At 70.6% G+C, this 6,522-nt stretch carries 8 protein-coding genes; 1 reads left to right on the top strand and 7 read right to left on the bottom strand.

What is annotated here, in order from left to right; all coding sequences use genetic code 11:
- The 7 genes from EK403_RS22820 to cobS form a co-directional block, all read right to left on the bottom strand.
- Nucleotides 1-440: ABC transporter substrate-binding protein (locus EK403_RS22820; RefSeq protein ID WP_245479431.1), on the bottom strand; the 440-nt coding region annotated here is incomplete at its 3' end.
- Nucleotides 441-475: 35 nt separating this feature from the next.
- Nucleotides 476-1,780: a M20 family metallopeptidase gene (locus EK403_RS00610; protein WP_128775574.1), complete on the bottom strand. Its 1,305-nt coding sequence runs from the start codon at nucleotides 1,778-1,780 to the stop codon at nucleotides 476-478.
- 233 nt (nucleotides 1,781-2,013) lie between these two features.
- Complete coding sequence (locus EK403_RS00605; protein ID WP_245479430.1) at nucleotides 2,014-2,730, bottom strand: Crp/Fnr family transcriptional regulator; 717 nt, start codon at nucleotides 2,728-2,730, stop codon at nucleotides 2,014-2,016.
- 396 nt (nucleotides 2,731-3,126) lie between these two features.
- Nucleotides 3,127-3,594 carry a Ros/MucR family transcriptional regulator gene (locus EK403_RS00600; protein WP_428979561.1) on the bottom strand — a complete coding sequence of 156 codons (468 nt, stop codon included), beginning with the start codon at nucleotides 3,592-3,594 and terminating at the stop codon, nucleotides 3,127-3,129.
- A gap of 464 nt (nucleotides 3,595-4,058) precedes the next feature.
- Nucleotides 4,059-4,343 (bottom strand): hypothetical protein, encoded by a 285-nt coding sequence (locus tag EK403_RS00595; protein WP_245479429.1) that lies wholly within the window; start codon nucleotides 4,341-4,343, stop codon nucleotides 4,059-4,061.
- Nucleotides 4,344-4,351: 8 nt separating this feature from the next.
- A complete protein-coding gene (locus EK403_RS00590) occupies nucleotides 4,352-4,561 on the bottom strand; it encodes a DUF1289 domain-containing protein (protein ID WP_128775570.1) in 210 nt (69 codons plus the stop codon).
- 48 nt (nucleotides 4,562-4,609) lie between these two features.
- On the bottom strand, nucleotides 4,610-5,425 hold the full coding sequence (gene cobS / locus EK403_RS00585) for an adenosylcobinamide-GDP ribazoletransferase (RefSeq protein ID WP_128775569.1): 816 nt from the start codon (nucleotides 5,423-5,425) through the stop codon (nucleotides 4,610-4,612).
- Nucleotides 5,426-5,577: 152 nt separating this feature from the next.
- Here cobS and cobT point away from each other — a divergent pair.
- The coding region (gene cobT, locus EK403_RS00580; protein ID WP_128775871.1) for a nicotinate-nucleotide--dimethylbenzimidazole phosphoribosyltransferase at nucleotides 5,578-6,522 on the top strand (945 nt) is incomplete at its 3' end.

Here is a 6,522-nt window from a genome sequence, read left to right as displayed (position 1 = left end):
TGGCTGGTCGAGCCGATCGCGACGCCGATCTTCTTGCCCTTGAGGTCCTCAAGCTTCTCGATCCCGGACTTGGGGTTGGCGACCAGCCGGACATTGGTGGCGTCGATCCGCTCCATGAACAGGATCGCGATCGGCAGGCCGTTCGAATAGCCGGTGACCGAAGGGAACTCGCCCATCCAGGCGAGGTCGACCTCGTTTCCGGCGAGCGCCGGCAGCATGGCCGGCCCGGCGGGGAACGGCTTGGTGGAGACCTCGAGCCCCTCCTTCTTGAACAGGCCGGAGCCGAGCGCGTAGCTCAGCAGCACGTTGATCTCGCCGGTCTGGAAGCCGATGCGGATCGGCTTGAGGTCGTCGGCCGCGGCGGCCGGGCCGGCCGCTCCGAGCGCGAGGCCCGCCAGCAGGACAAGGCGGCGGCTCACGCAAGAGACTGCGCGCATCATGGGTCGTCTCCAGGAGGAACGGGGCGGGGAGGCGTTCATTCGGCCACCCCCAGGATGTCGAGCATGGCGAGCGCCAGCACCTTGGTGGCCGCGACGGCCTTGCCGATGTGGATGCTCTCGTTGATCGGCGCCCAGCCGTCGTCGCCGGGTCCGAAGGTGACGGCTGCCTTGCCGCGCTCGGCGAAGCGGATCGTGTCGTTGAAGGCGTTCTTGCGGTAGAGCCTGGGCTCGCCGCCGAGCACGCGGCCATAGGCCTTGCGGAGCGCGGCCGTCGGGTTCGCGTCGGCGTCCTGCTCCATCGTGCCGTCGACGAACAGCGCGCCCGGATAGGGCCGGGCGGAGGCGTCGAGCTCGGGGTCGTCCCGCATCGCGCGGGCGATCACGGCCTCGATGTCGGCCATCACGCCGTCCGCCGTCATGCCTGGCAGGATCCCGACGACGCCCAGCACGACGCGGCAGACGTCGGGCGTGAACTGCATCTCGCGGCGGACGCCGCCGGAGATGCGCAGGATGGTGGTGCGGGGCGGGGTGCCGCCCTCAAGCGGCGCCGGCTGATGCGCGAAGGTCATGGTCTCGAGCGCCGGCAGCAGCCGCGCCATCTTGCCCACCGCGCTGATCCCGAGATCCGGCCGCCAAAGATGCAGCTTGTCGCCGCGGGTCTCGATCTCGACCAGGAAATTGCCGCCATTGGCGACCGCGATCCCCATGCCCCAGCTGCCGTCCTCGGCCGTCCAGGCGGTCGGCTCGCAGACGATGACGCAGTCGGCGTCGAGGCCCTGCTCGTCGAGCAGGAAGATCGAGCCGTCCGGCCCGTTCTTCTCCTCGTCGGCGGTGTAGACGCATTTGAGCTCGCCCTTCAGCCGCGCGCCGGCGGCGAGGATCGCGCGCGTCGCGAGCAGGGTGCAGGCGAGGTTGCCGCGGGTGTCGGACGTGCCGCGGGCGTAGAGCCGGTCGCCGTGGCGGGTCGGGCGGAAGGGGTGGCCCCCGGTCATGGTCCAGGCCGACCAGTCGCCCGCCGGATAGGTGTCCAGGTGGTCGTTGACGATCAGCGACGCCCCGCCGCCGGCCCCCGGCAGGGACGCCACGACGTTCGGCCGGCCAGCGCGTTTCGTCGGCAACTCCACCGCGAAGCCCATTTCGGCGAGCATGTCGGCGATGAACATCGCGGCGCCTTCCTCCGAGCCCGGCTCCTCGTCCGGATCGAGCGGGTTCTCGGCCTCGGGCTGTCCGGCCGGGATCAGCGCGCAGGCGAGCTCGAGCCAGGCCTCCTCGGTGATGGCCGCCAGCGCGCGGCGTTCGAGTTCGGTGACGTCATGCGAAGCGAGAAGGCCGAGGGTCATGCTCATCCGGGTCCAGCGAAGGGTCTTGGAGGCTCACCGCAAACCCCGTGCCAGCGACGTTCGCAGCTTTACGCCGGCCGGGCTGCGGCCCGAGACCGTTGAAAGCCGAGCCTAAGCCGACCCCGACCGCGCGAAATGTCAGAAAATTTCCTTGATCCGCCGAATGATCCGGCTGCGGGCGGCGCCGGCGTTTGACCCGCCCGCTTTCGCGCCTGCTCCAATCGGCGGGCGGCTCAGCGCGCGCCGCCGCCTGCCGCCAGAGCGACGATCGTCTCGGGCTTGAGGATGCGGATCACGCCCCGCTTCTGGCTGAGGGCGCCGTCGCGCTGCAGCCGGTTCAGGCTGATCGTCACCCATTGCCGCGTCGCGCCGATCAGCGCCGCGATCTCGGCATGGGTGAAGGAGGCGGCGACCGCGACGCCCTTTGCGGGATCGTCGTCCGACACGCCGTGAACCTGCATCATATGGAGGAGCACCTGCGCCAGCCTCTCGCCGAGCGAACGGGTGCCGAGCATCTGCGCGAGCGACGAATAGCAGAGCGCCTTGTAGGACAGCGCATCGATGATGCCGAGAGCGAGGTCCGGGACCTCGCGGGCGAGCGCCCTCAGTCCGGCGCCCGGCAGCTGAAGCACGTCGGTCGGCCGCGCCGCCTCGGCCGCCCAGATATGACGCCCGCCGCCGAACACGTCCGGACCGCCGACGAAGGCGCCGGGCCGCCAATAGGCGAGCGTGATCTCGCGTCCCTGAGGGGCGGCGTAGAAACTGCGCACCAGGCCGCGCTCGATGAGCGCGATCCCGTCATGGCGGGCGCCCTGCCGCAGGATGAGCTCGCCGCGGCCATAGGAGACGGAGCGGCCATGCGCCCTGATGCGGGCGAGGTCCTCCGGGCCGAGCGCCGCCAGCATCGAGGGATTCGGCGCGACGAGCCGCCCCTCTTCCGACAGAAGCACCTCGCCGCGCGCCTCGGCAGATTCGACCCGCGCGCCCTCCGCGGGCTCGTCACCAGAGGCTGCCTGACGTGGCGGCTGAGGCGCCATTGTCGCATCGCGTTGAAGAGCTTGCGAGGCTCTTGCTCATCCATGATCGCCGAAGAGCCGGCCAGCTTTTACTTGGGCTCTCGGAGGCGGCATGTAAAACGGGTCGGCGAACAAAAAGGCTTTGATCGAACCGGTTCGCGCGCGGTCCGGACGACGGCTCAGGTCATAAGCGCATGAAGAAATGAGAATGGCCCGACGCTGTCGCGCGCCGGGCCGCTTCGAGCTCGGCAAGCGTGCGGCTTACGAGCGAACGCTACGCGACACGGAAGCATCGGCCGTCGAAGGCGAGGCCTTGATCGGGACCGCCTGTCAGGCTGCGGCTTTGCGACCGCGCTTCGCGGGGGCTGCCGCGGGCTTGGCGGGGGCTGACTTCGCGCGTTGCTGCCCGAGGCCCATCTTCTTGGCGAGCTCGGAGCGCGCGGCGGCGTAGTTGGGCGCGACCATCGGATAGTCGGCCGGCAGGCCCCACTTCGCCCGGTAGTCTTCCGGCGACATGTCGTACTGCGTGCGCAAGTGGCGCTTCAGAGACTTGAACTTCTTCCCGTCCTCGAGACAGATGATGTAGTCGGGCGTGATCGACTTCTTGACCGTGACCGCCGGCTTCAGTTCGACGGCCGCCTCTTCCACGACGCCGGTCGCCGCCGTCGTCAGCGCTTGATGGACGCTGGCGATCAGCGCTGGAAGATCCGACGCCGCGACCGAATTGTTGCTGACATAGGCGCTGACCACGTCTGTCGTCAGCGTGATCCGATCTGTTGAATCAGTCATGAAATCCATCTCCCGCTTTGGAAAAACATGCATGAACTCATGAAGAGGATGACGCCACTAAAAAATGGAGTTTCCAGCGAAATACCGGGCGATATGCAAAGAATTAAGCTGCGGCAGACGCCGAAATTGGCCTTTTCCCGCCGACGACGCTCGCAATAGCGGCAGCGGTGGCGCCGTCACAATTTTGCGCTCGATTCGCGGCCTTGGCCGTAGGTGGACCGGACGGTTGTGGAATGCGCGCTGCAGACAGTGCGATTGGCCGGTTGCGGGAACGAACAAAAATTCTCGGAGCTAGGCTCTTTGGTCCTGGTGAGCCCCGCCGTCGGTCCTGCCAACCGTTTGGTGGCTCCATGGGAGCAATTTGGAAAGCAAGCGCCTTCAGGCGCCGATAACGCCCAACGTCACTCGCTCACTTTTCAATGGTTTGCCGGCCGCTCGTCGCCAAGCGGCGAGACGCTCTTCCCGACCTGAGCTCAGGGCACGTTGACGCCGAGCGAGATCAGGAAGTCCTTGCCGTAGACGTAGAGCAGGGCGAGGCCGCAGAAGATCGCGAGCCACAGCGCGACCGCCTTGAGGGCGGCGCTGGCGTCTCCGGTGTAGCGCCTGAGCAGGCCGGGCCCGATCCACACCGCCAGGCAGACCATCGCGATCGCCGCCGCCCAGCGCTCGTTGGGAAACGTCCCGAGCCCGCCGGCGAGATCGGCGAGCACGAAGGTCAGGATCGCGGCCAGCACCACCGCGATCAGGATCTCGGACACGCCGCCCTTCATTCGGCGCACTCCCGCGGCGGCGTCTCGCGCGCCGTCCGGCGGCGCGCCGCGAGTTGGCGCATCACGCGGTCGCGCTCCTCGTCCGAGAACCGCATCCAGCCGCCGATCTCGGCGAGCGAGCGGTAGCAGCCCTCGCACCAGCCGGTCGCCGGATCGACGACGCAGACCTGGATGCAGGGCGACTTGATCGGGGGGCGGGCGAGCATGTCGCGATGCTTGGCGCAAGAGGGGCCGGGACGCAACCGAACTTCGCGTCAGGCGAAGGCGGCAGCCGCGACGAGACCCGCAAGCGCCGCGATCTCGGCGGCTTCCGCCGCCGCCCCGCAAACGTCGCCCGTCTGGCCGCCGATCTGGCGATGCGCGATCGCGGAGACGGCGGCCGCGGCGCCGCAGGCGAGCGCCGCAGCCGCGAGGCCGGCGGCCGCTCCTCCGAGCAGAATCGCGGCGGCGACGCCGAGCGCGGCGCCGACGACGACCGCGCCCTTGCGCGGGTTCGCCGAACGCCCGAGCCCGTCGGGGCGCGCGGGCGGCAGGACGGTCGCCGGCAGGAACGCGAGGGGCCTGGCGAGCGCCGCGGCCGCGATCAGGCCAAGCGCCGCGCCGTCGGCGCCGGTACGCTCGACCAAGGCGGCCACGAGGCTCGCGCGGATCAGGAGGGCGAGCGCGAGCGCGACGCCGCCATAGGAGCCGAGCCGGCTGTCCCGCATGATGGCGAGCTTGGCCTCGCGGGTCTTGCCGCCGCCGAAGCCGTCGGCGACGTCCGCGAGCCCGTCGAGATGGAGCGCGCCCGACAGCAGGGGGGCGGCCGCCGCCGCGAAGGACGCGGCGGGCAGGGCAGGGAGGCCGATCGCGAGCGACGCCGTCAGCGCCGCGGCCGCTCCGAGCCCGACCAGCGCGCCCGCGGCCGGCGCGGCGATCGCGACGCCGTCGTTCCGGCGGGCCGCCTCCGCGGCGCCCCAGGCCTGCGGCGCGGGCAGGCGCGTGAAGAACCGGACGGCGTCCGCGACGGCGTCGCAGGCGCGCTCGACGACCGTGCGTCGCGCGTCGCCCGGTCGGGAAGGGTCAGTCATCGCCGTGGGGTCGGTCCAGTGCGTCCGGGCCGGCGAGCTAGCCCGAAAGCGGATCGTCCCGCCAGTCCCCGGACCCGCGACGTCGCGGGGGGTTGGCCGCCCCGCGCTGTTCGGCTATTCGGCCCGCGTCCCTTTGATCGCTCCGGATCGTCATGGCGCTTCCCCACGAAGCCGTTCCGCTCCCCGCAAGCGGCCTGCCCTTCGACGACATCCGCGCGCTGATGGCGCGGCTTCCGGGTCCGGACGCCGCGGCGGCGGCGGTCGTCCGCGCCCGGGAGGCCGAGCTGGTGAAGCCGGCCGGCGCGCTCGGCCGGCTCGAGGAGATCGCCGAGTGGCTCGCCGCCTGGCAGGGCCGCAGCCCGCCGACCGTGGCGCGCCCGCTGGTCGCGGTGTTCGCCGGCGCCCATGGCGTGACCGGCCGCGGAATCTCGCCCTATCCCACCGAGGTCAACCGCCAGATGCTCGCGACCTTCTCGGGCGGCGGCGCGGCCATCAACCAGATTTGCAAGACCTTCGACATCGGGCTCAAGGTCTTCGATCTCGCAGCCGACCGCCCGACGCCGGATTTCTGCGAAGGCCCGGCGATGAGCGAGGCCGAGTGCGCCGCCACCATGGCCTACGGCATGGAGGCGATCCACGGCGGGGTCGATCTTCTGGTCGTGGGCGAGATGGGCATCGGCAACACAACGACGGCGGCCGCCCTCAGCCACGCGCTGTTCGGCGGGCGGCCGGAAGACTGGGTCGGCCGCGGCGCAGGCGCCGACGAGGCGATCCTCGCCCGCAAGATCGAGGCGGTGGCGGCCGCGCGCGCCTTTCACAAGGCGCATCTCGGCGATCCGCTCGAGGCGTTGAGGCGCGTCGGCGGCCGCGAGTTCGCCGCGATCTGCGGCGCGATCCTCGCGGCCCGCATCGAGCGGGTGCCGGTGGTGATCGACGGCTTCGTGGCGACCGCCGCAGCGGCCGTCCTGCATGCGTTCGACGCGAGCGCGCTGGACCACTGCGTTGCGGGTCATCTCTCCGCCGAGTCGGCGCATCGGCGGCTTCTCGAAAGGCTCGAGCTGAGGCCGATCCTCGATCTCGGCATGCGGCTCGGAGAG

Source organism: Hansschlegelia zhihuaiae, assembly GCF_004103825.1.
Lineage (GTDB): Bacteria > Pseudomonadota > Alphaproteobacteria > Rhizobiales > Methylopilaceae > Methylopila > Methylopila zhihuaiae.
The sequence above is the reverse complement of the archived record's forward strand: the minus strand, read 5'-3'. Positions and strand labels throughout refer to the sequence as shown.